The sequence below is a fragment of the Cryobacterium sp. Sr8 genome (assembly GCF_004403225.1).
Taxonomy (GTDB): Bacteria; Actinomycetota; Actinomycetes; order Actinomycetales; family Microbacteriaceae; genus Cryobacterium; species Cryobacterium psychrotolerans.
In genome coordinates this window covers 94,854-121,663 of the sequence record NZ_SOHO01000051.1, presented here as the reverse complement: position 1 = coordinate 121,663, position 26,810 = coordinate 94,854, and the positions used below count along the sequence as shown (strand labels likewise).

Sequence of the window (26,810 nt, the reverse complement as noted above, 5' to 3'; positions counted from 1 at the left end):
CCGGGAGCATCATCTTGACAGGGAGGGACGCTGCCCCCAGAATCAGACCAGGCTCGAAGTTGCATGACAAACACTTTATGTTGCATATGAGTATCCCGCACCATCCCGATGAGCGACACCCCCCACACGCACGAAAGCAGGACGACTGATGGTCAACGAACAGCCGATCGGCCCGACGGACGCCAGCCTGGTGCCCCGCTACGCCGGAATCGCCACCTTCGCCCGGCTGCCCCGCCTCGAGGATGTCGGCCGGGCCGACATCGCGGTGGTCGGTGTGCCGTTCGACAGCGGAGTGAGCTACCGCCCGGGCGCCCGCTTCGGCCCGGCCCACGTGCGCGAGGCCTCGCGGCTGCTCCGACCCTACAACCCCGCGCAGGACGTCGAGCCGTTCTCCACACAGCAGGTCGTCGACGCCGGCGACATCGCCGCGAACCCGTTCAACATCACCGAGGCCGTGGCCCAGATCCAGCAGGCGGCCTCCGAGCTGACCGCCGACGGCAAGCGCCTGGTGGTCATCGGGGGCGACCACACCATCGCCCTCCCCCTGCTGCGGGTGGCCGCCGAACGGCACGGACCCGTGGCGGTGCTGCACTTCGACGCGCACCTCGACACCTGGGACACCTACTTCGGCGCCCCGGTCACGCACGGCACTCCGTTCCGCCGCGCCTCGGAGGAGGGGCTGATCGACATGCAGGCCAGCATGCACGTCGGCATCCGCGGCCCGCTGTATTCCCGCGACGACCTCCGCGACGACGAACGTCTCGGCTTCGCGATCATCACCAGCGCCGAGTTCGAGACCGAGGGCCTTGCCCGCGCCATCGAACGGATGCTGGCCAGGCTCGGCGATTGCCCCGTCTACCTGTCCGTCGACATCGACGTGCTCGACCCCGCCCACGCGCCGGGGACGGGCACCCCGGAGGCCGGCGGCATGACCAGCCGGGAACTCCTGGCCATGATCCGCGCCCTGCGCGCCGTGAACCTGGTCGGCGCCGACGTCGTCGAGGTTGCCCCCGCCTATGACCACGCACAGCTGACCGCCGTCGCCGCCTCCCACGTCGCCTACGAGATCATCTCGGCGATGACCCCGTCCCGCTAGACCCGGGCTCCCGCACGCCTCCCGCACGCACCGCACACCGCACACCGCACACCGCACACCGCGAAGGACAACGATGTCAACAAGCCCGACCACCCCCGCCCCGGCCTCGCCCGCTGATTCCGAACGGCGCGGCAGCGTCATCGAGCAGCGCTCGATCGACTACGTGCCACGATCCGAACGGCACGGAAAGGTCTGGCACCAGGGACCGTTCTGGTTCACCGGCAACTTCGTGCTCCCCACCATGGTGATCGGTTTCATCGGCCCGGCCATCGGGCTGAGCGTCTGGTGGACCGTTCTCGCGGTCGTCCTCGGCGCCTGCTTCGGAACGTTCTTCATGGCCTTCCACGCCAACCAGGGGCCGCGCACCGGCCTTCCGCAGATGATCCAGTCCCGGGCCCAGTTCGGCAGCCGAGGCGCCATCGTCCCGTTCGCGGCCAGTGTCTTCGTCTACATCGGCTTCATGGTCTTCGATACGATCCTGGCCACCCAGGGCCTGCAGCTGGCGCTGCCGGGCGACAAGCTCTTCTGGTACCCGCTGCTGATTGCGCTCTCCATCGTCATCGCCGTCGTGGGCCACGACCTGCTGCACTTCATCCAGCGCTGGCTGACCTACCTGCTCATCGCCGTGTTCGCGATCATCACCGTCCTGGCGATCGTCAACTTCGACTCCAGCACGGCCACCGAAGCCGCCGGCGCCGCCGGCTGGGACGGCACCTCGTTCCTGGTGATGTTCTCGCTGGCCGCCGGCTACAACATCAGCTACGCCATCTACGTCTCCGACTACAGCCGCTACCTGCCGCAGGATGCCTCGGCGCCCAAGCTCATCGGCTGGACCTACCTCGGCGCGGCCGTGTCGGCATCCTGGCTGATGTCCCTCGGCGCCCTGCTCGGCAGCAACATCCCGGATGCCGACGCAATCGGCGCCGTCAAGACCGTCGGCGACATGCTCTTCCCGGGGTTCGGCACCTTCGCCGTCCTGGTCTCGACCGTGGCCCTCATCTCCATCATGGGCGTCAACGCCTATGGGGCCATGCTCACCGGCACGACCGCCGTCGACGGATTCCGCAAGGTTCGCGCGACGGTGCGGCTGCGCGTGATCGGGCTCGTCATCGTCGGCCTGATCACCCTCGCGATCGCCCTGCTCATCCCGGACAACTACCTGGGCAGCTTCAACGACTTCGTGCTCCTCATGCTGTACTTCCTCGTGCCGTGGACCGCGGTCAACCTGGTCGATTTCTACCTCGTGCGGCGCGGGCAGTATGCGATCGCCGAGATCTTCAACCCGCGGGGCATCTACGGACGCTGGGCCTGGCGCGGGATGGTCTCCTACCTGATCGGTTTCGTCGCGATGATCCCGTTCTTCTACACCTCGTTCTACGTGGGGCCGGTCTCCGAGGCGCTGGGCGGAGCGGACATCTCGTTCGCCGTCGGACTGGTCGTCTCCGGCGGGCTCTACCTGCTGTTCTCGCGAAACCTCGACCACGCCGCCGAGGCGGAGGCCCGCATCCGCAGCGAGCTCGAACTCGAAGGCACGGCCGGGTGACCCCGGCCCGATGAGTAACGGCCCGATGAGTAACGGCCAGTCGAGTGCCGGCCCGATCCGTGTCGCCTGCTGTCAGGTTTCCCTGGCTGTGGGCGACACGCCAGGCAACCTCGCCCGGCTGCGCGCCGCGGTCACCCGGGCCGCGGATGCCGGGGCTCGCATCGTCGTGCTGCCCGAGCTCGCCAACACCGGCTACATGTTCGAGGACCTCGCGGAGCTTCGAGCCGCGGCCGAGCCGCTGGACGGGGCATCCGTTCGCCAGTGGGAGGCCCTCGCCCGGGAGCTGGACCTCGTCATCGTGGCCGGCTTCGCCGAGACCGGTGACGACGGCCTTGTCTACAACTCGGCCGTGCTCGTGGACAAGACCGGGCTGCGTGCCCGCTACCGCAAGGCACACCTCTGGGACCGGGAGAAGGACAACCTCTTCAGCGCGGGCTCGGACGCCCCTCCCGTCGTGGATACCGCGTTCGGACGCATCGGCGTGCTCATCTGCTACGACCTCGAATTCCCGGAGTGGGTGCGCTCGGCGGCCCTCGAGGGCGCGGAACTGCTCTGCTGCCCGGTCAACTGGCCGCTGTATCCCAGACCGGCGGGCGAGCGCCCGACCGAGATCGTGAAGGTGCAGGCCGGCGCCACCGTCAATCGGATGTTCATTGCCGCCGCCGACCGTGCCGGGCAGGAGCGCGGACAGGACTGGCTCGGCGGGAGCGTCATCGTCGACGCCGACGGCTTCCCGCTCACGCCGATCAGCCTGGGCGAGGAGACGCTGGTGCTGGCGACCGTCGACCTGGCCGAGGCGCGCGCCAAGGGCATCAGCGACCGGAACGACGTGCACGCCGACCGTCGCCCGGCCCTCTACACCCGCCTCACGCAGCACTGACCTCGTCGGCAATCGGGCGTAACCGGAATATTCACCGGCCCGTGATGCTTGTTACGCTCGGACGTCGCCGCTTGGCGATCGCAGACCCCAATACCGTAAGGCCCCGAATCCCATGAAGCGTTCCCTCATCACCGCAGCAGCCCTCACCGTGATCGCCGTTTCACTGGCCGGCTGCGCTGCGGGCGGGGCGGGAACGGACGCGATCTCCGCCACGGGCACTCCCACCGACGATTCCCTGGCGGCGGTGCACGAATCCGGTACCCTCACTGTCGGCACCGAGGGCACCTACCGCCCGTTCACCTATCACGAGGGCGGCTCCGGCAAGCTGACCGGCTACGACGTCGAGGTCATCGAGGCCGTCGCGGACAAGCTGGGCGTCGAGGTCGAATTCGAGGAAACGCAGTGGGACGCCATCTTCCAGGGCCTCAAGGCCGGCCGTTTCGACGTGGTCGCCAACCAGGTCTCGATCACGCCCGAACGCGTCGACGAGTACGAGTTCTCCACCCCGTACACGTTCTCCACCGGCGTCGTCGTGGTGAAGAAGGGCGACTCGTCGATCACCTCGTTCGAGGACCTGTCCGGCAAGAGCACGGCCCAGTCGCTGAGCAGCAACTGGTACGCGCTCGCCGAGGAGTCCGGCGCGAAGATCCAGGCCGTCGAGGGCTGGGCGCAGTCCGTTGCCCTGGTCGAACAGGGCCGGGTGGATGCCACGGTGAACGACAGCCTGACCTTCCTCGACTACAAGAAGCAGACCGGGGCATCCGGGCTGAAGGTCGCGGCGACCACCGAGGAGCAGTCCGAGAACGCCTTCGCCTTCGCCAAGGGCGACACGGCCCTCGCTCGCGCCGTCGACACGGCCCTCGCCGAACTCACCACATCCGGGGAGCTGGCGAAAATCTCGAACAAGTACTTCGGGGTCGACGTCAGCAAGTAGACCATGACCGAGTCCACCTGGATGCTCCTCCTCGACTCCTTCTGGCCGCTGCTCGACGGGGCGATCCGGGGCACCATCCCGCTTGCCCTCTCGTCGTTCGCAATCGGGCTCGTGCTCGCGCTCGGCCTCGCGCTGATGCGGCTGTCCGGGCGGGCCTGGTTGTCCGGGATCGCCCGCGGGTACATCTCGATCGTGCGCGGCACCCCGCTGCTGGTGCAGTTATTCGTGATCTTCTACGGGCTGCCGTCGATCGGCGTGGTGATCGACCCCTGGCCGAGCGCCGTTGTCGCGTTCTCGCTCAACGTCGGCGGATACGCGGCCGAGGTCATCCGGGCCGCGATCCTGTCGGTGCCCAAGGGCCAGTGGGAGGCCGCGTACATGATCGGGATGTCGCACCGGCGGGCCCTCGGCCGGATCATCCTCCCCCAGGCCGCCCGGGTCTCGGTGCCGCCGCTGTCGAACACGTTCATCAGCCTGGTCAAGGACACCTCCCTCGCCTCGCTGATCCTCGTGACCGAGCTGTTCCGGCAGGCGCAGGAGATCGCGGCCTTCAGCCAGGAATTCATGCTGTTGTACCTCGAGGCCGCGCTGCTGTACTGGGTGATCTGCCTGGTCCTGTCGTCGGGACAGGGCATGCTCGAGAAGCGATTGGACCGCTATGTTGCCCACTGACCCGTCGCCCGCGAAGACGCAGCCGCCCCTGCTGGCCGTGCGCGGCCTGCGGAAGAGCTTCGGCGCGAACCGGGTGCTCGACTCCATCGACCTCACCGTCGACCGTGGCCGGGTGCTCGCTCTCATCGGACCGTCCGGCTCCGGCAAGACCACCATCCTGCGCTGCCTGAACGGACTGGAACTGGCCGACGGCGGAAGCATCGACGTCGCCGGTGAGCTCTCGATCGACTTCGCCCAGGCCCCGCCGAAGAAGCAGCTCACCGCCCTGCGCGACCGTTCTGCCATGGTCTTCCAGCACTACAACCTGTTCCCGCACAAGACCGTGCTCGAGAATGTGATCGAAGGACCCGTCGGCGTGCAGAAGCGCCCCCGCGCAGACGCCGTGGCCGAGGCGCTGGCCCTGCTCGACCGGGTCGGGCTGGGCGACAAGAGCAACAGCTACCCGTTCGAGCTCTCCGGCGGCCAGCAACAGCGCGTCGGGATCGTGCGCGCGCTGGCCCTGAAGCCGCAGCTGCTGCTGTTCGACGAACCGACATCCGCGCTCGATCCGGAGCTCGTCGGCGACGTGCTGCGCCTGATCAAGGAACTCGCCCTCGAGGGCTGGACCATGGTGATCGTCACGCACGAACTCGAGTTCGCCCGTGAGGTGGCGCACGAGGTCGCGTTCGTCGACGGCGGCGTGATCGTCGAGCGCGGCGACCCGAAACAGCTGCTCCGCCACCCGCAACACGAGCGCACGAAGCAGTTCCTGCACCGCCTGCTCTTCCCCTTCTAGAGGCTGCCGGACGCTCGCTCGCCGCGCGATCCCGTTAGGCGCCCGCGAATGCCCCGTGAGAGGGTGGACGACGTCAAGCGCCCGGCGGCAGAGAAGCCACCAGGGCGTCAACGTTAGGAATGCACCGGTCATGGTCACAGCTCATAACGCCTCTCTCGAACCAGTGGATCACGCCGCAACCGTCGATGATGACGGCGGCACCCCCGCCAAATGGAAGGTCGTCGGGCCGGGCCTGGTGGTCGCGGCCACGGGTGTCGGCGCGGCCGACATGGTCGCCACGCTCGTCGCCGGCTCAAAATACGGCTACGGCCTGCTCTGGGCGGTGATCCTCGGGGTCGTCCTCAAAATCGTCCTGGTCGAAGGCGCCGGCCGCTTCACCCTCGCCACCGGGAAGACGATCTTCGAGGGGTGGCGCTCGCTCGGCAAGTGGACCACCTGGTACTTCGGCCCGTACATCATGATCTGGGGCTTCGTCTACGGCGCCACGGCGATGTCTTCGGCCGCGCTGCCCCTGGCCGCCCTGTTCCCCGCGGTGCCGCTGACCGTCTGGGCCGTCATCATGGGCGTGCTCGGATTCGTCATGGTCTGGTTCGGCCGGTACAGCTTCTTCGAGAAGATCACCGCCGTGCTGGTCGGCCTCATGTTCGTGACGGTCGTCGGCCTCGCGATCATCGCGGCGCCGAACATCCCGGAGATGGTCACCGGCCTGGTCCCGATGATCCCGGACGGCGGCATCCTCTACACCCTGGCGCTCGCCGGCGGCGTGGGCGGCACGATCACCCTGGCCGCGTACGGCTACTGGTTGCGCGAGAAGGGCTGGTACACGCCCAAGTGGATGAAGGTCATGCGGATCGACAACTCCATGGCCTACGTGCTGACCGGCATCTTCGTCATCGCGATGCTGATCGTGGGCGCGGAGGTCGTTCGCGCCGCCGGAATCTCCCTCAGCGCCGACGACACCGGCCTGCTCGAGCTGACGACCGTGCTGCGCGAGAAGTACGGTGACGTGGTCGGCGTCGGCTTCCTGGTCGGCTTCTGGGCCGCATCCTTCTCCTCGATCATCGGGGTGTGGAACGGCGTCTCGCTCATGTTCGCCGACTTCTGGGGCAACATGCGCGGCAAGGCATCCGGACACCCGGACACCCGCATCGGCGGCAAGTACTTCCGGTTCTACGTGCTCTGGCTGACCTTCCCGCCGATGCTCCTGCTGCTCCTCGGCAAGCCGATCGGCCTGATCCTGGCCTACGGCGTGCTCGGCTCGCTGTTCATGCCGTTCCTGGCGATCACCCTGCTGGGACTGCTGAACGGCAAGCGCATCTCGGCCCAGTGGGCCAACAAGCTGCCGACCAACATCGCGCTCGGCGTCTGCGCGCTGCTGTTCGGCATCCTCGGCGTGCAGCAGCTGGTTGTGGCGATCGCCCCGGCGTTCGCGGGGTAGTCCTAGAGTGTGGGCATGACCAGGCCCGCTGGCAGAGAATCGTCGAAGGACCGCTGAACCTGGCGGCGCTGGTCTTCTTGATCGCCTACTCCTGGCGCGTGATCGGGAACCTGCAGGGGGCCGGAGCGGCCATCGCGAACGCGGTCATCTTCGCCACCTGGCTGGCCTTCCTGACGAACTACCTGGCCAATCTCGCCCTCACAACCGATCGCAAACGCTGGTTCGGCAGCCATATTTTCGAACTGCTGGTTGTCGCCCTGCCCGTGCTCCGTCCGTTGCGCCTGCTCAGGTACCTGCGCCTGCGACGGTTCGAGCGCACGGTGGGCGGCGCCTTCCGTTCCCGGAATCGGTCTACCTGGCCGCGTCGATCGTGCTCTTGGTCTACATGGCCACGCTGTCGGTGCTGGACATGGAGCGAGCGGCCACCGATGCGACCATCACCACCTTCGGGCCCGACTAGCTCGACCCGGATCAGTGCTCGACCGGATCAGTGCTCGACCCGCATCAGTCTCGGTGCGAGCGCGTCTTGCAGGGCGGGGTTGGGCTTCGCCGCGGGGAGCACCTCGATGATGTCGGCGAGCGCCTGCTCCAGCGGAATCCGGCAGTGCCGCGAGGCGTAGAGCGCCGCAACGGCGGGCGTGCGACTGATCGCCTGAACACAGTGCACAAACACGATGTGCCCCTCCGCACGCAGCGCTGCGATCTCGTCGACGGTGTCCACGAGCACGAAGTCCAGGTTGGGGTTCATCTCGGGGCGCGGGTCGTCGACGAGCCACACCGCGATGTGGTCGCGGATGCGGGCGGGCACCTGCGCCGTGCCCACGCGGCAGAGTGAGACGACGGCGTCAACCTGGGCCGGGAGTCGGTCCAGCGCTCCCACCCCGCCGAGCCACACACCACTGTCGTGCGGATGCCGCACCAGCGCCGCGGTACCGCCGTACCTCTCGTACTCGATGCGCTGGTCGCTCGGCCAGCCGTGTGCGTCGGGCGCGCCTTTTCGGGCAGCGAGCACGGCGAGCCGCACGAGGTCGGGGGCGCGGAGTCCCGGGCGGCCGTGCAGGATGCGCCGCCACTCTGCGGGCACGGCCGACGCGCCCCAGCGGGCGCCGGCCAGCGCGCCGGTGATCGCGGCCACGTGGGTGGCCCCGCGGCCGGCGCGAACCGCGTTCTCGATCGACTGGCGGAGGAAGTCGGCATCCGTCTGTCCGATCTCGGCGATCACGACCAGGTGCGCGAGGGAGGACCAGGCTCCCTGCAGCGCCTCCACGACCCCGTTGTTGCGGTCGAAGGCCGACGGCGGAAGGCGGTCCGCATCGTCCAGCCGTCGCCACCACGGCGTTTGACGCTCCCGGGGCAGGGCGGTGAGCCCGACACGCACGTTCAGTGCGCCGTGCAGGACGGCATGGCGCACGGCCAGCGCCCAGAGCACGCAGGCGTCCTGGGCATCCGTCTGGTCGTGGGTGAGTGCGCTGATCGCCCGTGCGGCCTCGGCGAGCGCCACCGGATCGTCGAGGTAGGCGAGCGCGACGCCGGCGCTGCGCAGGAGCGAGCTGTTGTCGACGCGGCCGGAGCGCTGCTCGCTGTGCTTGTGCACGGCGGCGCCCGGCTGCGGGACGAGCCCGCGCTGGACGCCCTCGTTCCGAAGGTCCTCGGCCGCGGCCGCGGCTCCGACGACGTCGATCGCCGCCGCGGTGTCGTCAGACCACTCGCCGGGGGCAAGGCCGAGGCTCGCCATGCCCCCCATGGTCACGAACGCGGCGTCCGGCATGGGCTCGAGGCAGTCGTAGCCGGCGCCCAGCGCGTCGCCGCAGGCAAGACCGAGCAGCGTTCCCGCTGCTCTGTCGTGTTGAGCGGAGGTGAGATTCATCTGCGGACTCCTTCGGGTTGAGTACACGGTGTTGCGCGCCCCTCGAAAAGGGACGAAAAACGGAAAGTGCCGGGGGTAAGTCGTCACTGCCGTGGCGAGCCATAGGGGCTCGCAATGTTTCAGCACCTCGTTTCGGAGCATCGTGCGCGGCGTCGGAGCTGCAACCGGGGCCCCTGCGGGCGACCAGTGAAGACAGACTTGTCCCATCGGGACGCGCACGTAACCCCCAGTTGAGGGGCATTGCGCCCTGCACCGGCCCGTGTCGGAGAGGGAAAGCGGACCGGTCATCGGCAGCCCGCATCTCTTTGTTCGTCTGGTAAGGCGTGACACACAAAAGAAAAGCGCAGCTACAGTCGTTGGAGCGCAGAGCCAGCACCTGCATCACTCAGCCGAAGACTCCGCCCTCTTCCCCGGCTGGATTCCCACCCCGGATGCTTCGCCCCAAGAATCGAGGACGTTCCATGCAGGTCTTCCCAGGAGTCGGCGTCAGCCCCGGCCGGATCATCGGATCCGTCCGGCAGATGCCCAAACCGGTCGGCGAGCCCGCCCAGGGCGAACGACTGGCCGAGTCGAGCACGCCGGACGACGCCTCGGCGCTGCTGCTCACCGCCTCGAAGGCCGTGCACGCCGAGCTGAAACGCCGCTCGGAGGGAGCGCAGGGCGCCGGCAAGGCCGTGTTGGAGTCGACGGCCCTGATGGCGACCGACCCACTGCTGATCGAGGGCGCGGTCACGCTCATCAACGCCGGCACCTCGGCGGAGCGGGCGATCTGGGATTCCGGGGCATCCGTGGCGGAAATGCTGCACAACCTCGGCGGCTACATGGCCGAACGGGCCGCGGACGTCCTGGACGTGCGCGCTCGGATCGTGGCCGAGCTGCGCGGGGTACCGGCGCCCGGGATCCCACACTCCGACACCCCGTTCATCCTCGTGGGCGAAGATCTTGCACCGGCCGACACGGCGACGCTCGACCCGTCGACGGTGATGGCGCTGGTGACCTCGCTCGGGGGCCCACAGTCGCACACGGCCATCCTCGCGAGGGCGCTCGGCCTGCCGGCCGTGGTCGCGGCGGTCGGCGTCGACGAACTCGACGACGGCACGGAGGTCTATGTCGACGGGGTCGCCGGGACCCTCACGGTGGGCCCCGGCCCGGCCGAGGTCGCCGCGGCAGAGGCGTGGGTGGCCCTGGCTGCCACGCTCACCGTCTTCGACGGCAACGGCGGCACCGCGGACGGCCACCAGGTTCCCCTGCTGGCCAACGTGGGCGGCGCCGGCGACGCGGTCGCCGCGGCCGACGCCGGCGCCGAGGGCGTCGGCCTGCTGCGCACCGAGTTCTGCTTCCTCGGCCGCGACACCGAGCCCTCCATTGATGAGCAGGTGGCCGCCTACCGCGGCGTCTTCGACGCCTTCCCCGGCAAGAAGGTCGTCGTGCGCACGCTCGACGCCGGCGCCGACAAGTCGTTGCCCTTCCTGACCGACGCCACCGGACCCACTCCCGCCCTCGGCGTGCGCGGGTACCGCACGGACACGTCCAGCCCGGGAGTGCTGGAGCGCCAGCTGGCAGCCATCCTTGCCGCGGCGGAATTTTCCGCGGCCGAGGTGTGGGTCATGGCCCCGATGATCGCCACGGCCGAGGAGGCCCGGCGCTTCGCCGCCCAGTGCGCCGCCGCCGGGTTGAAGACGCCCGGCGTGATGGTGGAGGTACCGTCGGCCGCTCTGACCGCCGAGGCGATCCTGAGAGAAGTGGACTTCGTCAGCCTGGGCACCAACGACCTCACCCAGTACGCGATGGCCGCCGACCGCCAGCTCGGCCCCCTCGCCGCGCTGAACAACCCGTGGCAGCCTGCCGTGCTCCAGCTGATCCGGCTCACCGTCGTCGGCGCCCGGGCCGAGGGACACCACACCGGCCGGGTCAAACCGGTCGGCGTGTGCGGTGAGGCCGCAGCCGACCCGGCCCTGGCCGTCGTGTTGGTGGGCCTCGGCGTCTCCACCCTGTCGATGACCGCCCGGTCGTTGTCGGCCGTCCATGCGGTGCTGAGCCGGGTCACGCTCGACCAGGCGAGGGAGCTGGCCCAGCTCGCCCTCTCCGCATCCAGCGCGACGGATGCCCGGGCCGCCGTCCGCGCCCACCTGCCCATACTCGAAGACCTCGGCCTGTAACCGCACTCACACCGCGAGCCCGCCCATACCCAGGAGCAAACACCATCCACGAACGCAAAGCCGTCATCGCCAGCCGCGTCGGCCTGCACGCCCGCCCCGCCGGCATCTTCGCGGAGGCGGTGGGCGAATTGACCATCGAGGTTCCCATCGCCCTGGAAGACGACGCGGCCGAAGACGCCATGGATGCCTCGAGCATCCTGTCGCTGATGAGCCTGGGTGCCGCCAACAGCGACATCGTCATCCTGCGCGCCGAGGGCGAGGGCGCGGTTGCGGCGCTTGAGGCGCTCATCACGCTGCTCGAAACCGACCTCGACGCCGAGTAGTCGGAGCCCCGGGACGGGCCCTTCCCCTCAGCAGGTAGCTTGGCTACTCTGGCCACAACACACGGGCACTGACTGGGAGGAGACATCGTGGCTGAAGAGCAGGACACCGCAACCACAGCGAGCGGACCGGAGGGCCGGAGCATTCGCGACTGGACGGATCTCGGCAAGGAGATGTGGTCGTACCTGACCGGCAGGAGCGCGGTCATCGATTACAGCTTCGTCGACATGACCGTTGAGGTGCCCCGCGATATCGGTCCGGATGCGCCGCGGGCGACCTGGAAGCTGAACGGCACGCTCCGGGTGACCACGAGCGAGGGCCAGCCCACCGTCACCGACACGCCCCGCAGCTAGTCATGACAGCGCTCACCCGGCTGGACATCGACCTGACCTTCTCGCTGACCGAGCCGGGCACGCCCGATTCGGCCGCCGAGGCGATGCAGGGCACGATCAGAGCCAGCGGAACCGAGGTGGAGATTTTCACCAGCAACTCCGACCTGCTCGTGCAGGGCAGTGCGGCGATGCTCCGGCATGTGCGCGAAATCGCGGCCGAGCTCGCCGAGCGCGGGCTCACCGTGTCGCTGTCCGGACCGGAGGGCCTGATCGTGCGTATCGGCGCGGTCAGCGCGCCGCTCGTCCAGCGAATCGTGACCCGCTCGCCGAACATCTCGCTGGGCAGCAGCGCCGTGCTGGCCCCGCTGCTGCTGCTGCGTCGCAATCGGCTCTCGGCCCCGCCGGCGCTGCCGCTGCCGCCGCCGACCCTGTTTCCGCTGGTTCCGACCTTCAACCGCAGGATCAAGCGCCGCGTCACCACAACTCACTACGCGCCGGGTGCCGGCCGGCCGCGGCTCATCTTCGTCATCGGCTCAGAGAACTGGCATGGGCAAATGCCCCGCGAATTCGATCTGCTGCCCACCGTCACGACCATCGGAGGCGCTCCCACGGCGGACCTCCACCTGGATGGCCTGCGGCTGCAGCACGCCGAGATCCGCCACGACGAGAACGACGAGTATGTCCTGTACCCGCTCGGACCCGTTGGCGGGATTATCCGTCCGGGCAGCGCGCCCGGGCAGCCCGCCGCCGGGACCGTGCTGCGAACCGGGGCACGGATAGAAATGGGACCCTGGCGGATGGCGTTCTTCCGTGAGGAATACGCCGATCACGGTCGGCCGTTCGGTGGCCGCGCCGGCGGCGAGCTGGCCCATCAGAAGCCGCAGCCGAGCCGCCGCACCGGGCAGCTCGAGGGCCGGGACTGAGCTGAGACGAAGCGGCGACCGAGCCGAGACCGCGCTCGAGCTACCGCGTCTCGCCGGTCGTGGCGGGCTCCGCTCGCGAGGCGGAACGCACGCGGAGCACCACGGTGACGGCGACGACGACCAGGACGGCGACGATCGCCGCGATCGCGGTGGGCGTGGAGAACAACTCGCCGCTCAGCCGGGCGACGGCCACCCAGGCCAGGCCCCAGCACAGCGACGCGGCGGGGGCGAGCCGACCGCAGCCGGCGACCGCGAGCAGCACGCCGACGAGCCCGGCCACGGCGATCACGCCAACCGCCCAGACATCGCGGTCGATGCCGAACCCGTCGAAGCCGGCGTCGACGAGCACCGCGGTCACATTGGCGGCTGTCGCGACGCAGACCCAGCCGAGGTACAGGCCGATCGTGCCGTCGACGACGACCGTTTCGGACAGGCTCCTCGGCCGTGATGCGAGGCTGATCCGGAACGCCCGGACGAGCACGGCGAGCAGCAGCACGATCAGGGGAACGCTCAGCCAGAGGAGGTCGAACTGGACGCTGAGGATCCACGCGGCATTCAGCAGCAGGGATGCGGCCACCGGGTAGCCGAGGCGGCGCTGGCGGGCATCCGTCTTCTGCGCCGGCAAAAACTGCCAGATCGCGTACGCGACGAGGCCGAGGTAGATGACCGTCCAGATGCCGAAGGCCGGCCCGGCCGGGGCGATCGGCGTCGCGTCGGCGGACAGCGCCCCGCCGGAGGCCATCTGGATGGGCGTGCCGCCGGCCGCCCCCGACCCGATGAACGACCCGATGATGGCGATGACGGCGCTCCCCGCCACGACGGCCTGGCGCAGCGAATCACGGTGCTCTGTCACGAGAATCTCCTCATCCTGCGCGCCGAGGGCGAGGGCGGGCGCCGTCTGCCGTCTCCCGCAAGGCGAGTTGCGGAGAAAGGCGTTTCCGCGACCCGCTCCTCGAGCCACTCGCCGGCCTCCGTCGTGAGGGGCACCGACACGAGCGCCGCGAGGGCGATGAGCGGCGTCACGATGCCGAGCCTGCAGCGGCCGGCCATGCCACGGCCAGCAGGGCGCACAGTGCGGCGAGGGGCACGACGATCACCACGAAGTGGATCAGCAGCACATGCGCCGGCAGGCCATTGATCTCGCCCATTTTCTTCTCCATCCCGGGCGGCCGAGGGCTCGCCGTCGGCTCCCAGAATAGGCCAACCCGCGCCATTGAGTTGCGGAAAAAGTCCCTTCCCAGCCCCCGGGGAGGGACTTTTTCCGCAACTCGACCGCCAGAAACGGCGCGTCACGCGGCCCCGCGTCGACCGCTGGTAGGCTCGGCGAACCGGGGGTAATGACGAGGGCAGAGGGGGCGTTGCGTGGAACGACCTTTTCGCACACCCGAGCTGCTCACTCCCGTCCGCACGGCGAGCCCGCGCCTTTCCTGGTCGCTGTGGGGCATGGGGCTGTTGCTCGGCGCCTACCTCATCGGCTTGTCCCTCCACGGCACCGGGTTCAGTCTTCTGGTTGACGGATGGCTGGGGCTGGCGACGCAGTACGCTCCGGCAGTCGTGTGCTGGATTGTCGCGGTCCGCACCCGATTCAGACGGGGCACGGTGGTCCTGGCTGCGGTCGCGGTCACCTCCTTCGCCCTGGGCAACACCTACTACATCGTCGCGTCCGCGGCAGGGGCCACGGAGGTCCCGTTCCCCTCCCTCGCCGATGTCGGCTACCTGCTGTTCTATCCGCTGATGCTGGTCGCCCTCGCTGTGCTCATCCGTGGCCGCCTGCGTGCCCTCAGCTGGCCGGTGCTGCTCGACAGCGCCGTGGGCGCCCTGGGCGCGGCCGCGGTGCTGGCGGTCCTGCTCAGCCCGGTCCTCGATTCGGCCGTCGCCGATCCGCTCTCACTCGGCACCATCGTGGCAGTCGCCTATCCACTCTTCGATCTGCTGCTGGTCGCGACCGTGATCGGCATTGCCGCCACCCGGATCTTCCAGAGCGGCCGTCGCTGGGTGCTGTTGACGTTCGGGCTGCTCGTGCTCGCCGCCTTCGACGTCGTCTATGCGCTGCGCGTGTCGGCGGGCACCTACGAGGTCGGCACCCCCCTGGACGCCGGCTGGGCCATCGGTCTCGCCCTGGTGGCGGTCTGGGTCGACGGCGCCGAGCGCTCCCCCGCCGGGGCCGAGCGGTCGCAGGCCGGCGCGTGGACCCTGGTGGTGCCCGCGGCCGCCACCGCGGCGGGGCTGACGGTGCTGATCCTGAGCAGCCGGATACAGGAATCCGTGCTCGCGGTCGCCCTGGCCGCCCTCACCCTGATTTTCGCCGCGGTGCGCACACAGCTCGCCTTTCGCGAGCTGATGAAGATGAATGACCTGCGCCGGCAGGTCTTCACCGACGACCTGACCGGGTTGCCGAACCGGCGTGCCCTGTCCGCCTATATCCCCGATCGCCTGACGAATGCCGCGGGCGGGAGAAGCGCGCTCCTGCTGCTTGACCTCGACCGGTTCAAGGAGGTCAACGACAGCCTCGGCCACGATATCGGGGACCGGCTGCTGGTACAGGTCGGTCAGCGGTTGTCCGGGCACCTGGGCACCGGGGACCTGCTGGCGAGGCTGGGCGGAGACGAGTTCGCCATCCTTCTCGACGACGCAGGCTCCGACCGGGCGGTCGCCGTCGCCACCACTCTCCACGGGCTTCTCGCTGCGCCCTTCACCCTCGCCGGCATCGCGGTTCAGACGGACGTGAGCATCGGGATCGCGCTGTATCCCGACCAGGGCAAGGATGTCCGCGCGCTGCTGCGCAGGGCGGACATGGCCATGTACAAGGCGAAGGGAGCGCGCACCGGGCACCACGTGTTCGTCAGCGCGGACGATCGCCACGGAGACGACCGGCTGCGCACGCTGCAGGAGCTGCGAACCGCCCTGTCCCGCGATGAGCTGGTGCTGCACTACCAGCCCAAGGTCGACCTCGACACCGGCGAGGTGCACGGCGTCGAGGCGCTCGTGCGCTGGCATCACCCGGTGCGCGGCCTGCTCTATCCCGACGCGTTCCTCGAGCTCGTCGAAGAGGCCGGGCTCATGCGCGAGATGACGAACCTCGTGCTGCGAAAGGCCCTAGACCAGGCAGCGATATGGCAGGTCCGGGAGACGCCCCTGACCGTCGCCGTGAACCTCTCCGCCAGTTCGCTGATGGACGCCGACCTGCCCGAACGGGTTGCCTCCATGGTCGACGAGCGCGGCCTGGACACCTCCGCCCTGGCGCTGGAGATCACCGAGGACTTCCTGATGGCCGACCGAGGCCGGGGCAAGGCGATCCTGACCAGGCTGCGAGACGCCGGCATCCAGATCGCCATCGACGATTTCGGCACCGGCTACAGCTCGCTGGCCTACCTGCGCGACCTGCCCATCGACGAGCTGAAGCTCGACCGCTCCTTCGTCATGCCGATGGCCGGCGATCCCCGGGCCGCCGCCCTGGTCGCCTCGACAATCCACCTCGCCCACAGCCTCGGCCTGCGCATGGTGGCCGAAGGCGTTGAGGATGCCGCAACCTACGACCGACTGGTCGGTTTCGGTTGCGACCACGCCCAGGGTTTCCACCTGTCCCGACCCATCCCCGCCGCCGATCTGGAGCGCTGGCTGGCTGGCCGCGTCGAGGCCGCGCTCGCCATCTAGCCGCGATCCGGTTTGTCCGATATTCGCCGATTCCCGCACGGTGTCGCGCCCCGGTTCCGCCCTCAAGCCGAGATAGGCTCGGGCGAACCAGGGGGCTGGACGCGGGGCGTAACACAAGGATCTTCAGTGCTCTCTACCTTCCGCCTCACCCACCCCCGCGCACGGGCACGCGCTGCCGCCCACGTGAACACCGGGCTGGTCTGGGCCATGGGCATCTTGCTCGGGGCGTACCTCGGCGGACTCGTGCTGCACGGCGGGGGATTCAACTTTCTCGTCGACGGCGTTCTGGCGTTGCTCACCCAGTGGGTGCCCGTTGCCATCTTCTGGCTGGCCTCGCTCCGCACCCGATTCCGGCGGCCGGAGATCCTCCTCGCCGCGGCGGCCGTCACCTCGTCGGCGCTCGGCGAGACGTATTACGTGCTCGCGCTCGACGGCGCCGCAGCGGCCCCGTTCCCCTCCTGGGCCGATGTCGGCTACCTGCTGTTCTACCCGCTGATGTTGGCCGCCCTGGCCTCGCTGGTGCGGCGTGAGGCACGCGGGCTGGCGTGGCCGGTCGTCCTGGACGGAGCCGTCGGTTCTCTCGGCGCGGCCGCGGTGCTGGCCGTGCTGCTTGGCCCGATCCTGGATTCCGCCGCGGCCGGCCCGTCTGCCCTGGCCGTCGCCGTCGCGGTCGCCTATCCCCTGTTCGACCTGCTCCTCGTGGCCGCGGTCGTCGGGATTGCCGCGACCCACGCCTTGGATATCGGCCGCCGGTGGGGCCTCCTGGTGTTGGGCCTGTTCGTCTACGCGGCCGCCGACGTCGCCTATGCCCTCCTCGAGCTCGAGGGGCGCTACGCCGTCGGGACCCTGCTGGACGCAAGCTGGCCGATCGGGCTCGCGCTGATCACCCTGTGGGTGGAGGGCACGGTTCGCCGGGGAAGCCACGGCCGCACGACCGCATCCACCCCGGCCCTCGCCGTGCCCGCCGTCGCGGTGCTCGCCGCACTGGGCGTTCTCATCCTGGGCAGCCGAATCCCCCTGTCGGTGCTCGCCCTGGTGCTGGCCAGCGGCACGATGGGCCTGGCTGCGGTGCCGCTGATCTTCCGGCAACGGCTGTTGCGGCGTCAGGCCGGAACCGACGAGCTGACCGGGCTGCCGAACCGACGCCGGCTCTATGCGGAGGTGCCGGTACGCCTGGCCGCGGCACCGGACCGTCCCCGCGCGCTGCTGCTGCTGGACCTCGACCGGTTCAAGGAGGTCAACGACAGCCTCGGCCACGACGTCGGCGACGAGCTGCTCGTGCAGGTCGGCCAGCGGTTGTCCAGCCACCTGCGCGGCAGCGACCTGCTCGCGCGCCTGGGCGGAGACGAGTTTGCGATCCTGCTCGACGACACCGGGTACCTCCGCTCGGTGGCCGTCGCCGTCGGGCTGCAGGAGGCGCTCGCGGAGCCGTTCACCCTCGCCGGAATCGCCCTCACCGTCGACGTCAGCATCGGGGTTGCCCTGTTCCCCGACCAGGGCACCGATCTCGGCACCCTGCTGCGCCGGGCCGACCTGGCGATGTACCGAGCCAAGGATGCCCGCAGCGGGCACCACGTCTACGTCAGCGACGATGACACCCACGGCGACAACCGGCTGCGCACCCTCGAGGACCTGCGCACCGCCCTGAGCACCGACGAACTGATCCTGCACTACCAGCCCAAGGTCGACCTCGCCACCGGCGCCGTGCACGGCGCCGAGGCCCTCGTGCGGTGGAACCACCCCACCCGCGGTCTGCTCTACCCGGATGCTTTCCTCGGCCTGGTCGAGGAGGCCGGGCTCATGCCCGAGCTGACCTGCCTCGTGCTCGGGCAGGCACTGGACCAGGCCGCACGCTGGCAGGAACAGGGCACCCCGCTCACGGTCTCGGTCAACCTCTCCGCCAGCTCCCTGAAAAACGCCGAGCTCCCCGAGCGGATCATCGCGATGGTCGAGGCGCGCGCCCTGCCGCCGCAAGCCCTGATGCTCGAGATCACCGAGGAGTTCCTCATGGCCGACCGGGACAAGGCCCGCACGATCCTGACCAGGCTTCGAGGCGGCGGCATCCGGATCGCCATCGACGATTTCGGCACCGGCTACAGCTCGCTGGCCTACCTGCGGGAACTTCCGATCGACGAGCTCAAGCTCGACCGGTCCTTCGTCATGCCGATGTCCGGCGATCCCCGGGCCGCCGCCCTGGTCGCCGGGGCGATCAACCTCGCCCACAGCCTCGGCCTGCGCATGGTCGCGGAGGGGGTCGAGGATGCCGCCGCCTACGACGAGCTGGTCGGCTACGGTTGCGACCACGCCCAGGGCTTCCACCTGTCGAGGCCGGCGCCCGCGGCCGAACTCGACCTCTGGCTGGCCGGGCGCCCGGTGCCGGCTACTGCGCTCCGGGCTGCGGAGGGCGCCGGGCGCTGATTGCCCGCCTTGTGCGGCGCTCGTGCCGGGGCCAGACTGCGATTGAGGGGTCGGGACGCAATCGATTGGGGACCTGATGAGACTCGGTTGTGCCCACCGTTCGGCAGGCCGCGCCGCCCAGGCGGCGCCCCGCCGGCTGGCACCGCTGGTGCTGCTGCCGCTGGTTTTCCTCGTCACCGCCTGCACGACGCCGGCGCCGATTCCCGGGCAGAGCACCTCCCCATCGACGGCCACCGCCACCCCGTCGCCTTCGCCTTCGCCGTCCCCGTCCCCGTCGGGCTCGTCCGCGCCGACGCCGACGACCACTCCCCCGCCGGACGACGAGCCGGCGCCTCCGAACTCGGGCGACCGCGTGATCAGCTCACGCATCGTGCAGGACTGGGGCTGGCCCGGTCCCGGCGAGCCCTACCGGGTGGAGCACGAGTTCCCGGTGCCGATCGCGGGGCCGCCCGCGCCGCCGCTGCCGTACCTGTATTCGATCGCCGCGGGCACGCATCCGTCGGACAACCCGCCGTATGACCAAATGAGTTTCCGGTTCCAGAGCGGCTTCCCGAGCTACGACATCGAGTACGTGCCGAAGCTCATCGCCGACGGCAGCGGGGCGAACATCCCGATGCCGGGCACCCAGTCGATCCTCCGGGTGGTCTTCCGGACGGCCCAGGCCCACCTCGAAAACGGCGCCTCGAGCATCGTCTCGGCGCCGGCGCCCGTCATCGGTTACCCGGCGATCACCCGGTACGCCTCGGCCGGCGACTTCGAGGGATACGTCAGCTACGGCATCGGCGTCGGCAGGCCGGCCGACACGAACCCGCAGACCCGGGTGCGGGTGTACGAGGTGGAGAAGATCGAGCTTGGCCGGCACCTCTACGTCGTGGCGATCCAGGTCGACGCGACGCCCTGGCGGTAGCAGCCCGACACCCCCGTGGGCCTCGGCGACGTACGCTGGGGCTCATGAACATTCCTCCTGCCGCCGCGAAAAAGCCCCAGCCGCGTACCCACCACAATGACGTGTACGTGGACAACTACGAGTGGCTGCGCGAGAAGGAGAGCCCGGAGGTGGTGGCGCACCTCGAGTCGGAGAATGCCTTCACGGATGCCCGCACCGCTCACCTCGCACTGCTGCAGGAGCAGATCTTCGAGGAGATCAAGGGCCGCACGCTGGAAACCGACCTCAGCGTTCCCGTGCGCCGCGGCGACTGGTGGTACTACACGCGCACGGTGGAGGGGCAGGAGTACGGCATCCACTGCCGGGCGCCGATCTCGAACCCGGACGACTGGGCTCCGCCGGTGCTGGCGGGGGTCGGGGCAAGCTCGGGCGGCATGGTTGGCTCGGCCGGCGACGTTGGCTCGGGCGGCGAGGCGGGCTCGGCCGGCGTGGTTGGCTCGGCCGGGGCGGGGCTGCCCGGCGAGCAGGTGCTCCTCGACGACAACGTGGAGGCGGCCGGCCACGACTTCTTCGCGATCGGCAGCTTCGACATCAGCACCGACGGCACCCTGCTGCTCTACGCCGTCGACACCGAGGGCGACGAGCGGTACACGATCCGGGTGCGGGCGATCGCCGCGGGGGCGGCGGGCGGCGCCGCGACGGGCGAGACCGCGGTGGGCGCGAACCTGCCCGACGAGATCCCGAACACGTCAGAGGGCGCCATGTTCGACCCGAGCGGGCGCTACCTGTTCTACACGACGGTCGACGATGCCTGGCGGCCGGACACGGTGTGGCGGCACGAGCTCGGCACCGCGGCATCCGCCGACGTGAACGTCTTCCATGAGCCCGACGAGCGCTTCTGGGTGGGCGTCGGGCGCACCCGCAGCCGCAAGTATCTCGTCATCGAAGCCGGCTCGAGCGTGACCAGCGAGACCCGGCTGCTCGACGCCGCCGACCCGACCGGCGAGTTCGTCGTGGTCTGGCCGCGGCAGGAGGGCGTCGAATACGACGTGGAGCACGCAGTGCTCGGCGGCACCGACCGGCTGCTGATCGTGCACAACGACGGCCCGGAAGGTCACAAGGCGGTCAACTTCGAACTCGTCAGCGTCGCGGCATCCGACCCGCAGGGGGCGAGGAGGGTGGTGCTTCCGCACAGCGAGCGGATCCGCCTCGAGGGCGTCGACGCGTTCCGCGATTTCATCGTGATCGAGTACCGCAAGGAGGGGCTCGCCCGGGTGGCGGTTGCCCGGCACGACGAGCACGACCACGACGACGGCGGCCTGACCGAGCTCAAGTTCACCGAGCCGCTGTACACGGTGGGCGTGGCCGGCAACCCGGAGTGGGACCAGCCGACGATCCGCCTGGTCTACACGAGCTTCGTGACGCCGTCGACGGTGTACGACCACGTCGTCGCCACGGGCGAGCTGCGCCTGCTCAAGCAGCAGCCGGTGCTCGGACTCTACGACCCGACCCTGTTCGAGCAACGCCGGGAGTGGGCCGTCGCGGACGACGGCACGCGCATCCCGATCTCCCTCGTCTACCGCAAGGACCTCGTGACCCCGGGCGAACCGGCGCCGACGGTGCTCTACGGCTACGGCTCGTACGAGCACAGCATCGACCCCGGCTTCAGCATCTCCCGGCTCAGCCTCCTCGACCGCGGGATGATCTTCGCGGTCGCCCATGTGCGCGGCGGCGGTGAGCTCGGCCGGCTCTGGTACGAGCACGGCAAGAAGCTGCGCAAGCGCAACTCCTTCACGGACTTTATCGAGTGCGCGACGCACCTGATCGACTGCGGGTACAGCTCGCCCGACCGGCTCGTCGCCGAGGGCCACAGCGCGGGCGGCCTGCTGATGGGCGCGGTGGCGAACATGGCGCCGAAACTGTTTTCGGGCATCCTCGCCGGCGTGCCGTTCGTCGACCCGGTCACGTCGATCCTCGACCCGTCGCTGCCGCTGACGGTGATCGAATGGGACGAGTGGGGCGACCCGCTGCACGACCCGGAGGTATATGCCTATATGGGCACGTATTCCCCGGTGGAGAACGTGCACGCGACGCACTACCCGCGCATCCTCGCCGTCACCAGCCTCAACGACACGAGGGTGCTCTACGTCGAGCCCGCTAAGTGGGTGGCCAGGCTGCGCGAGGTGGGGGCGGATGCCCTGCTCAAGACCGAGATGTCGGCGGGGCACGGCGGCGTCTCCGGGCGGTACAATGCCTGGCGCGAGGCCGCGTTCAACTACGCCTGGATGATCGACGCGGCCGGCGCGCATCCGTCGGGGGAAGGCGCGCTGCCCGACGAAGCCGCTGGGGCTGCTGGGGCTGCCGGGTAGCCTCAGCTGCTCCTGGCGCCCCGCTGCGCCGCTGCGCCCGCTGAGTTGCGGACAAAGTACCTTCAATTCGAAAACGAAGGTATTTTCTCCGCGACTCAGTGCGGACTCGAGCGTGCGCGCTGGTCAGAGCCTGCGTGCGGGTCAGAACGTGCGGGCAAGCCGCACGATTCGGCGCACCGAAGCGTCAAGGTCCGCGGACGGCGCGCCGAGCTCCCTCGACGAGCGCGCGGTGAGCATCCCGTAGACGAAGGTCTCCTCGCCCGCCTCGTTGGCGCTCGCGGAGGCGAACTCGAGCTGCCCCGCGAAGAGCACCAGGTCGTGCCGCTCGCCGAGGGACGTCTCGATCGGCTTGGCCGCGGCCGAGATACGGCGGAGGGCGCGGCGTTTCTTCGCGCCGAGCACGGCGGCCGCCTCGGGCCGGATTGCATCGACGGCATTACGCAGGCGCCGCACGGCCTTGCGCACGTCGTGCAGGGCTGCTTCACGGTCGACCGGCCCGGCCGCCGCTGCCCTCCGCGCTCGGGCGCGCAGCCGGGCGATGTCCCGGCGCAGCTGCCGCCGGAGTTCCTTGACCGCGGGATGGGACGCCCGCGTGGTCACCGGCGGGCGCGCGGCGAAGTCGTCGAGGGCGTCGAGCAGCCGGTAGTACCCCGGGCTCGACATCAGCCGGCGCACGCGCTGGTGCGCCTCGGTGTATTCGCGGCGGGCATCGGCCACGAGGCGGGCCTGCACGGCGGCGTCGGAGGGGTGCGCCGGGACGGCGTCAAGTTCCCGCACGGCCCGCTTGCCGCTCACCTCGGCGTCGCGCGCCTCCCCGAGCGAGCCGCCGAGCCAGGCGAGGCCGCCCCGCAGCGCCCGGACCGCCTCACCGTCGAACAGGCGGCTGTTGCCGGCCAGCACGCTACGGAGCCGGCGCACGGCCCGGCGCATCTGGTGCACGGCATCGGGCTGGTCCGCACGCACGGCGGGATCGGCGATCTCGAGCGCGGCGGTCAGCCCGCGCACGGCGGCGACGACGACGGATGCCGCGGTCCCGGCAATTGCGTCGGCCACCGCGCCGACCCCGGGCACGACGTCGGTGAGCGACTCGACCCCGAGTGCCTGCGCGACCTTGGCGACGCTGGACGAGGGGGTCGCCCCGGCCTCGAGCAGGACCCGTTCGATCGCGTCGAGGAGCCTGCTGCGTGCCTTCTTCGTATCGGGGGCGGCCGGGAGCAGTTCCACCTCCCACTCGCGCCAACTGCGGAGCGTCCCGCCGCGGGCATCCGACGCCGACACGACGTCATCGGCCAGCTCGGCCACGGCCTCGCCCCGCTCGTTCAGCAGGTGCACTGCGGTGCGCACGGTGCTGATGCGTGCCAGCGGGGACAGCACCCGGTCGCGCACGATGGCGCGCACGGGTTCGAGCACCTCGTCGGGGATGGCAGTGCCGGCAGCCTTGCCTGCAGGGCGGCCGGCGGCGGCCTTACCGCGAGAGTTCCCGGCCGTGCCGCTGCCCAGCGGCCAGTGCAGCTCGGTGCGGCCCTCCTTCGCGGGCTTCTTGATGTGCCAGCCCTCGTCGGGGCCGCCCTCACGCCGGCGCAGGATCATCCGGTGCGCGGCCAGGTCGAGGTTCGCGGTGTCGAAGTACACCGCCGTGAGCGTGACCGGTTCGAGGTGACGGGCCGCGGCGATGCCGTCCGCGGCGGTCAGGTCGGGCACGGAGGCCGCGGCATCCACGTCGTATTTTCGCTCGATCTCCGCCTGTGTGTGCGCAGCCATGGCATCCCTGCCTCGTCGCCGGTTTGAGTTGCGGAGAAAGTACGTTCATTCTCGAAACGAAGGTACGTTGTCCGCAATTCACCCCTGTGGGAAGTCTTGCATGAGAGCAGTCGACGTCGAGCTCTGCCAGAGTGGGCCTGTGACCTACACTCCCGCGAACTCCTTCACCACCCGTCCAACCCTGCAGGGCACGTTCGGCATGACCGCCTCAACCCACTGGCTGGCGACGGCCTCGGCGCAGGCCGTGCTCGAGCGCGGCGGCAACGCCTTCGACGCGGCGGTCGCCGGAGCGTTCGTGCTGCACGTCGTCGAGCCGCACCTGAACGGACCGGGCGGCGATATGACCGGGATCTTTGCGACCGCCGAGCATCCGGATGCCCCGATCGTGCTGATGGGGCAGGGCCCGGCCCCCTCCGCCGCGACCCCGGAGCACTACCTGGCGGAGGGCCTCGAACTGGTTCCCGGGGCGGGGGCGCTGGCCGCCGCTGTTCCGGCGGCCGTCGACGCCTGGCTGCTCCTGCTGCGCGACCACGGCACCTGGGAACTCGAGCCGGTGCTGGAGTTCGCCATCGGCTACGCCCGGCGGGGGCATCCGATGCTGCCCCGCGTCTCGGCCACAATCGGCGCTGTCGCCGAACTGTTCACCGAGCACTGGCCGAGCTCCGCCGAGCGGTGGATGCCGGGCGGGCGCGTGCCGGCGGCGGGCGAGCTGGTCAGGAACGAGGCGTGGGCGCGCACCCTCGAGCGACTCGTCGCGGCAGCGGCGGCCGGCGCTGCCGGCGGGTCGGCTGACCCTGCGGCGGGCACTGCGACGGGCACCCCGGCGGGCTCCGCGGGCGGCTCCCGCGAGGCCCGGATCGACGCGGCGCGCACCGAGTGGAGCGAGGGGTTCGTCGCCCGGGCGATCGTGGACTTCATCCGGACGCCGCACCGGCACTCCTCCGGAACCGACCACGCCGGGGTGATGACCGGGCAGGACCTGGCCGGCTTCGCGGCATCCGTCGAGCCGGCCGTCACGGCGACCTTCCGCGGCTTCACGATCGCCAAGACCGGGGCCTGGGGCCAGGGGCCGGCCCTGCTGCAGATGCTCGCCATCCTCGACGGGTTCGACGACCCGCACCTCGACCCGTCGACCGCGCTCGGCGCGCACACGATCCTCGAGGCCGAGAAGCTGGCGCTGGCCGACCGCGAGGCCTGGTACGGCGACGCGGATGTCCCCCTCGACTACCTGCTCTCGGCGGAGTACGCGGCCGAGCGGCGGGCGTTGATCGCCGAGACGGCCTCGCACGAGTTCCGGCCGGGGGCGGTGCCGGGACGCGAGCCATTCCTGCCGCCGCTCCGCACCGAATACGCCCCGCCCGTGCCCGGCGGGCACGCCGCCGACGCGGTCGGGGCCGGCGCCGGGAACCGGGCCTTCGCGGGCGTGGGCGAACCGACCGTCGCGCCGCCGCGTGCGGGCGAGCCGGCCGCGCCCCGGGACGCGGGCGAGCCCACCGTCGCGCCCACCGGCGAGACGCGCGGCGACACCTGCCACATCGACGTCGTCGACCGGTGGGGCAACATGGTCTCGGCCACCCCCTCCGGCGGCTGGCTGCAGTCCTCCCCCACCATTCCGGAACTCGGCTTCTGCCTCGGCACCCGGCTGCAGATGACCTGGCTCGAAGCCGGGGCACCGTCGACGCTGGCCCCGGGCAAGCGCCCGCGCACGACCCTGACCCCCACCCTCGTGCTCCGGGACGGAAAGCCCGTCGCGGCCGTCGGGTCCCCCGGCGGAGACCAGCAGGACCAGTGGCAGCTGCTGTACCTGCTGCGCACGATCGTCGGAGGCTACTCGCCGCAGCAGGCAATCGATGCGCCCGCGTTCCACACGACATCCATGCCGGAGTCGTTCTGGCCGCGCACCTGGACTCCCGGCGGCGCCGTGGTCGAGGACCGCCTCGGCGACGAGATCATCGCCGACCTCGAGCGACGCGGTCACCGCGTCACCCGGGCCGGCGACTGGTCGCTCGGCCGCCTGTCCGCGGTCACCAGCGACCCATACACGGGCCTGCTCGGTGCCGCCGCCAACCCGCGCGGCGCGCAGGGCTATGCGGCCGGCCGGTAGCGTGGCATCCGTGACCTCAATCCTGCTGACCGGGTTCGAGCCGTTCGACGGCGAGACCGTCAACCCCTCCTGGCAGGCGGTGCTGCGCGCGCAGGCGCTCTGGGACGGGCCCGAAGACGTGCACATCGCCGAGATCCCGGTCGACTTCGAGGCCTGCGACCGGGCACTGACGGATGCGCTCGACCGGTTCCGGCCCGACCTCGTGATCGCGGTCGGCCAGGCCGGCGGGCGCCCCGGGATCTCGGTCGAACGCGTCGCCATCAACGTCGACGACGCCCGGATCCCCGACAACGCCGGCTTCCAGCCCGTCGACGCCCCGATCGTGCCGGACGGGCCCGCCGCGTACTTCAGCACGCTGCCGATCAAGGCCTGCGTCGAGGCACTCACCCAGGCGGGCATCCCGGCATCCGTGTCCCAGACCGCGGGCACCTACACCTGCAACCACGTCTTCTACCGGCTGATGCACACGCTGCAGGCCGACCGCCCGGATGCCCGGGGCGGCTTCGTGCACATCCCCTACGCCCCCGAGCAGGCTGCCGCCCGCGACCAGCCGAGCATGTCCGTGGAGATGGCGGCCCTCGCGCTGCTGGCCATCGTGCGCACCAGCCTCGATGTGGCAGTGGACACGCGCGCGCCCGGCGGGGCGCTGCACTGACCCTGGTCTGCCCTGCCCTGCCC

Annotated in this window: 21 protein-coding genes; 17 read left to right on the top strand and 4 right to left on the bottom strand. The window is 70.3% G+C overall.

Annotated elements, in window-relative coordinates; translation table 11 throughout:
• The first annotated feature begins 148 nt into the window (after nt 1-148).
• From speB to E3T54_RS11345, 7 genes are all read left to right on the top strand, one after another.
• Complete coding sequence (gene speB / locus E3T54_RS11375; RefSeq protein ID WP_134475769.1) at nt 149-1,096, top strand: agmatinase; 948 nt, start codon at nt 149-151, stop codon at nt 1,094-1,096.
• A gap of 73 nt (nt 1,097-1,169) precedes the next feature.
• Nucleotides 1,170-2,639, top strand: coding sequence for a cytosine permease (locus E3T54_RS11370; protein WP_134475768.1), 1,470 nt, complete (start codon nt 1,170-1,172; stop codon nt 2,637-2,639).
• Nucleotides 2,640-2,649: 10 nt separating this feature from the next.
• On the top strand, nt 2,650-3,519 hold the full coding sequence (locus E3T54_RS11365) for a nitrilase family protein (protein ID WP_241977183.1): 870 nt from the start codon (nt 2,650-2,652) through the stop codon (nt 3,517-3,519).
• A 112-nt stretch (nt 3,520-3,631) separates the two neighbouring features.
• Nucleotides 3,632-4,453 (top strand): amino acid ABC transporter substrate-binding protein, encoded by an 822-nt coding sequence (locus E3T54_RS11360; RefSeq protein WP_134475767.1) that lies wholly within the window; start codon nt 3,632-3,634, stop codon nt 4,451-4,453.
• 3 nt (nt 4,454-4,456) lie between these two features.
• The gene (locus E3T54_RS11355) at nt 4,457-5,125 is read left to right on the top strand and encodes an amino acid ABC transporter permease (RefSeq protein ID WP_134475766.1); all 669 of its coding nucleotides are present in this window, start codon (nt 4,457-4,459) and stop codon (nt 5,123-5,125) included.
• Nucleotides 5,112-5,900 (top strand): amino acid ABC transporter ATP-binding protein, encoded by a 789-nt coding sequence (locus E3T54_RS11350; RefSeq protein ID WP_134475765.1) that lies wholly within the window; start codon nt 5,112-5,114, stop codon nt 5,898-5,900. The genes E3T54_RS11355 and E3T54_RS11350 overlap by 14 nt, the downstream gene beginning before the upstream one ends.
• A 130-nt stretch (nt 5,901-6,030) precedes the next feature.
• Nucleotides 6,031-7,338, top strand: coding sequence for an Nramp family divalent metal transporter (locus E3T54_RS11345; protein WP_134475764.1), 1,308 nt, complete (start codon nt 6,031-6,033; stop codon nt 7,336-7,338).
• Between the two features lie 487 nt (nt 7,339-7,825).
• Here the strand turns inward: E3T54_RS11345 and E3T54_RS11340 are convergent, their stop codons facing one another.
• On the bottom strand, nt 7,826-9,205 hold the full coding sequence (locus E3T54_RS11340; RefSeq protein ID WP_134475763.1) for an ADP-ribosylglycohydrolase family protein: 1,380 nt from the start codon (nt 9,203-9,205) through the stop codon (nt 7,826-7,828).
• 461 nt (nt 9,206-9,666) lie between these two features.
• On the opposite strand from E3T54_RS11340, the gene ptsP reads away from it, so the two are divergent.
• The 4 genes from ptsP (at nt 9,667) to E3T54_RS11320 (ending at nt 12,940) form a co-directional block, all read left to right on the top strand.
• The gene (gene ptsP / locus E3T54_RS11335) at nt 9,667-11,364 is read left to right on the top strand and encodes a phosphoenolpyruvate--protein phosphotransferase (RefSeq protein WP_134475762.1); all 1,698 of its coding nucleotides are present in this window, start codon (nt 9,667-9,669) and stop codon (nt 11,362-11,364) included.
• A 44-nt stretch (nt 11,365-11,408) separates the two neighbouring features.
• Nucleotides 11,409-11,687: an HPr family phosphocarrier protein gene (locus tag E3T54_RS11330; protein WP_134475761.1), complete on the top strand. Its 279-nt coding sequence runs from the start codon at nt 11,409-11,411 to the stop codon at nt 11,685-11,687.
• Nucleotides 11,688-11,774: 87 nt separating this feature from the next.
• On the top strand, nt 11,775-12,038 hold the full coding sequence (locus E3T54_RS11325) for a hypothetical protein (protein WP_134475760.1): 264 nt from the start codon (nt 11,775-11,777) through the stop codon (nt 12,036-12,038).
• 2 nt (nt 12,039-12,040) lie between these two features.
• On the top strand, nt 12,041-12,940 hold the full coding sequence (locus tag E3T54_RS11320; RefSeq protein WP_134475759.1) for an FHA domain-containing protein: 900 nt from the start codon (nt 12,041-12,043) through the stop codon (nt 12,938-12,940).
• Between the two features lie 40 nt (nt 12,941-12,980).
• On the opposite strand, the gene E3T54_RS11315 is transcribed toward E3T54_RS11320, so the two are convergent.
• Together E3T54_RS11315 and E3T54_RS17575 are read right to left on the bottom strand one after the other, a co-directional pair.
• On the bottom strand, nt 12,981-13,793 hold the full coding sequence (locus E3T54_RS11315; protein WP_134475758.1) for a tryptophan-rich sensory protein: 813 nt from the start codon (nt 13,791-13,793) through the stop codon (nt 12,981-12,983).
• Between the two features lie 166 nt (nt 13,794-13,959).
• Complete coding sequence (locus E3T54_RS17575; protein WP_255452867.1) at nt 13,960-14,088, bottom strand: hypothetical protein; 129 nt, start codon at nt 14,086-14,088, stop codon at nt 13,960-13,962.
• A gap of 214 nt (nt 14,089-14,302) precedes the next feature.
• Between E3T54_RS17575 and E3T54_RS11305 the strand changes: the two genes are divergently transcribed.
• The 4 genes from E3T54_RS11305 to E3T54_RS11290 all read left to right on the top strand — a co-directional run bounded on the left by E3T54_RS11305 (nt 14,303) and on the right by E3T54_RS11290 (nt 22,267).
• Entirely contained in the window at nt 14,303-16,594 is a 2,292-nt protein-coding gene (locus tag E3T54_RS11305) for a bifunctional diguanylate cyclase/phosphodiesterase (RefSeq protein ID WP_134475757.1), read from the top strand.
• A gap of 126 nt (nt 16,595-16,720) precedes the next feature.
• Nucleotides 16,721-19,012 (top strand): bifunctional diguanylate cyclase/phosphodiesterase, encoded by a 2,292-nt coding sequence (locus tag E3T54_RS11300; protein ID WP_134475756.1) that lies wholly within the window; start codon nt 16,721-16,723, stop codon nt 19,010-19,012.
• A 76-nt stretch (nt 19,013-19,088) separates the two neighbouring features.
• Nucleotides 19,089-19,919, top strand: coding sequence for a hypothetical protein (locus tag E3T54_RS11295; RefSeq protein WP_134475755.1), 831 nt, complete (start codon nt 19,089-19,091; stop codon nt 19,917-19,919).
• 44 nt (nt 19,920-19,963) lie between these two features.
• Nucleotides 19,964-22,267, top strand: coding sequence for a S9 family peptidase (locus E3T54_RS11290; RefSeq protein ID WP_134475754.1), 2,304 nt, complete (start codon nt 19,964-19,966; stop codon nt 22,265-22,267).
• A 141-nt stretch (nt 22,268-22,408) separates the two neighbouring features.
• Here E3T54_RS11290 and E3T54_RS11285 read toward each other — a convergent pair whose 3' ends face one another.
• Nucleotides 22,409-24,028, bottom strand: a complete 1,620-nt coding sequence (locus E3T54_RS11285) for a CYTH and CHAD domain-containing protein (protein ID WP_134475753.1) — start codon at nt 24,026-24,028, stop codon at nt 22,409-22,411.
• Between the two features lie 139 nt (nt 24,029-24,167).
• On the opposite strand from E3T54_RS11285, the gene E3T54_RS11280 reads away from it, so the two are divergent.
• On the top strand, nt 24,168-26,132 hold the full coding sequence (locus E3T54_RS11280) for a gamma-glutamyltransferase family protein (RefSeq protein WP_134475752.1): 1,965 nt from the start codon (nt 24,168-24,170) through the stop codon (nt 26,130-26,132).
• A 10-nt stretch (nt 26,133-26,142) separates the two neighbouring features.
• A complete protein-coding gene (gene pcp, locus E3T54_RS11275) occupies nt 26,143-26,787 on the top strand; it encodes a pyroglutamyl-peptidase I (RefSeq protein WP_134475751.1) in 645 nt (214 codons plus the stop codon).
• Nucleotides 26,788-26,810: the final 23 nt, after the last annotated feature.

Excerpts from the sequence above, each read along its gene's own strand:
- speB (WP_134475769.1), top strand. The coding sequence starts at position 149 with ATGGTCAACGAACAGCCGATCGGCCCGACGGACGCCAGCCTGGTGCCC.
- E3T54_RS11370 (WP_134475768.1), top strand. The coding sequence starts at position 1,170 with ATGTCAACAAGCCCGACCACCCCCGCCCCGGCCTCGCCCGCTGATTCC.
- E3T54_RS11365 (WP_241977183.1), top strand. The coding sequence starts at position 2,650 with ATGAGTAACGGCCCGATGAGTAACGGCCAGTCGAGTGCCGGCCCGATC.
- E3T54_RS11360 (WP_134475767.1), top strand. The coding sequence starts at position 3,632 with ATGAAGCGTTCCCTCATCACCGCAGCAGCCCTCACCGTGATCGCCGTT.
- E3T54_RS11355 (WP_134475766.1), top strand. The coding sequence starts at position 4,457 with ATGACCGAGTCCACCTGGATGCTCCTCCTCGACTCCTTCTGGCCGCTG.
- E3T54_RS11350 (WP_134475765.1), top strand. The coding sequence starts at position 5,112 with ATGTTGCCCACTGACCCGTCGCCCGCGAAGACGCAGCCGCCCCTGCTG.
- E3T54_RS11345 (WP_134475764.1), top strand. The coding sequence starts at position 6,031 with ATGGTCACAGCTCATAACGCCTCTCTCGAACCAGTGGATCACGCCGCA.
- E3T54_RS11340 (WP_134475763.1), bottom strand. The coding sequence starts at position 9,205 with ATGAATCTCACCTCCGCTCAACACGACAGAGCAGCGGGAACGCTGCTC.
- ptsP (WP_134475762.1), top strand. The coding sequence starts at position 9,667 with ATGCAGGTCTTCCCAGGAGTCGGCGTCAGCCCCGGCCGGATCATCGGA.
- E3T54_RS11320 (WP_134475759.1), top strand. The coding sequence starts at position 12,041 with ATGACAGCGCTCACCCGGCTGGACATCGACCTGACCTTCTCGCTGACC.
- E3T54_RS17575 (WP_255452867.1), bottom strand. The coding sequence starts at position 14,088 with ATGGGCGAGATCAATGGCCTGCCGGCGCATGTGCTGCTGATCCACTTC.
- E3T54_RS11295 (WP_134475755.1), top strand. The coding sequence starts at position 19,089 with ATGAGACTCGGTTGTGCCCACCGTTCGGCAGGCCGCGCCGCCCAGGCG.
- E3T54_RS11290 (WP_134475754.1), top strand. The coding sequence starts at position 19,964 with ATGAACATTCCTCCTGCCGCCGCGAAAAAGCCCCAGCCGCGTACCCAC.
- E3T54_RS11285 (WP_134475753.1), bottom strand. The coding sequence starts at position 24,028 with ATGGCTGCGCACACACAGGCGGAGATCGAGCGAAAATACGACGTGGAT.